The organism is Bifidobacterium thermophilum (genome assembly GCF_002846655.1).
GTDB classification, from domain to species: Bacteria; Actinomycetota; Actinomycetes; order Actinomycetales; family Bifidobacteriaceae; genus Bifidobacterium; species Bifidobacterium thermophilum.
In genome coordinates, this window is the sequence record NZ_PCGX01000005.1 from 1 (window position 1) to 1,970 (window position 1,970).

2 protein-coding genes are annotated in these 1,970 nt (G+C 60.4%); both read left to right on the top strand.

What is annotated here, in order from left to right; translation table 11 throughout:
- The coding region (locus tag CQR48_RS02015; RefSeq protein ID WP_143252454.1) for an SDR family oxidoreductase at positions 1-763 on the top strand (763 nt) is incomplete at its 5' end.
- A 142-nt stretch (positions 764-905) separates the two neighbouring features.
- Positions 906-1,823, top strand: coding sequence for a glucose-1-phosphate thymidylyltransferase RfbA (gene rfbA / locus CQR48_RS02020; RefSeq protein ID WP_101451825.1), 918 nt, complete (start codon positions 906-908; stop codon positions 1,821-1,823).
- The last annotated feature ends 147 nt before the right edge of the window (positions 1,824-1,970 follow it).

Here is a 1,970-nt window from a genome sequence, read left to right on the forward strand (position 1 = left end):
CGATCGGTTCGATTGGGACCTGTACGGGACGATCATCAACGCCGGAGCGTTCACGGCCGTCGACAAGGCTGAGACGCGTGAAGGCCGCACCGCCGCGTGGAAGGCGAATGCCACGGGTCCGGCGCTGCTGGCCAAGGTCGCGCGCGAGCACCACATCACGCTCGTGCATGTGAGCTCCGACTATGTGTTCGATGGCACGCGCGACCAGCACACCGAGACCGAAGGTTTCGCGCCGCTGGGCGTCTACGGCCAGACCAAGGCCGCGGGCGACATCGCCGTGGCGCAGGCGCCGCAGCATTACATCCTGCGTTCCAGCTGGGTGATCGGCGACGGCCATAATTTCGTCAAGACCATGATGGGTCTGTCGGACCGCGTGGCCGACCCCGACGAGTCCCTGAACCAGGTGACCGTGGTGGATGACCAGTACGGGCGTCTGACCTTCACGAAGGACATGGCCGGGGCCATCTTCCACCTGCTCGGTTCCGCGGCTCCGTACGGTACGTACAACCTCACGGGGTCGGGCGCGGTCAGGTCGTGGAAGGACATCGCCGCCGAGGTGTTCGACCTCACGAATGGCAACGGCAGTGCGGTCAAGCCGGTCTCGACGCAGCAATATTTCGAGGCCGCCAAGAACCCCGTCTCGCCGCGCCCGGTGCATTCGGCGCTCGACCTGTCCAAGATCGAGACCGTCGGCTATACACCCGCCGATTGGGAGGAGTCGTTGAAGGCGTATGTGAAGGCGGAGCTGGCCGCGCGCGTGTGATGCCCGGTTGGCCCATGCTTTGTGGGTGTGGTGTGAATTGCGATGGAACCGCGTAGAGTCTGGTTCGCGGTTCCATCGTGTTCGTCCAGTAGATTACACTGAAATGGTCCATGGCCTTGTGTGCTGGAAGGAAGGTTTGGCGGTGAAGGGTATTATTCTTGCAGGTGGTTCGGGTACGCGCCTGTATCCGTTGACGACGGTCACGTCGAAGCAGTTGCTGCCGGTGTATGACAAGCCGATGGTGTATTACCCGTTGAGCGTGTTGATGATGGCGGGTATTCGGGACATCCTGCTGATTTCGACGCCGAAGGACCTGCCGAATTTCGAGCGTCTGCTGGGTGATGGTTCCCGGTATGGGGTGCATCTGTCGTATAAGGTGCAGCCGAGCCCGGACGGGTTGGCGCAGGCGTTCCTGCTGGGCGAGGAGTTCATCGCGGGCGGCCCGTGCGCTTTGGTGTTGGGGGATAATATCTTCTACGGGAACGGATTGGGCCGTGTGTTGCGTGGCGCGGTGCGTGACGCGGAGGCTGGCCGGTCGAGCGTGTTCGGTTATTACGTGGATGATCCGGAGCGGTATGGCGTGGTCGATTTCGACGAGTCGGGCAGGGCGGTGTCGATCGAGGAAAAGCCCGCGCACCCCAGGTCGAATTACGCGGTGACGGGCTTGTATTTCTATGATGACCGTGTGGTGGAGTATGCGAAGCGGGTGCGTCCGTCGGCGCGTGGCGAGTTGGAGATCACGGATCTGAACCGCATGTATCTGGAGGATGGTTCGTTGCGGGTGCGGACGTTGGGCCGTGGGTATGCGTGGCTGGATACGGGTACGATGGACAGTCTGTTCGAGGCTGGTGAGTTCGTGCGTACGGTGCAGCGGGCGCAGGGCCTGCCGATCGCGGTGGTCGAGGAGATCGCCTACGAGAACGGGTGGATCAGCCGGGAGGAGTTGCTCGAGTCGGCCAGACGGTACGGGAAGAGCCCGTACGGCAGGCATTTGCAGGGCATCGCCGACGGTGACATCCGCCTCGTAGACAACAGCAAGGTACCACAAATTAACAACTAATGGCAACATCATCATGGCAAGAGGATATTGGCTCAAGGAGAAATTAATTGGAAATTAAACAATTGTTCTCGCGAAAAAACTGGGTGCTTCTAAAAGCAATGGTAAGCACAGATTTTAAGCTTAGATATCAACAGTCAGTGCTTGGTT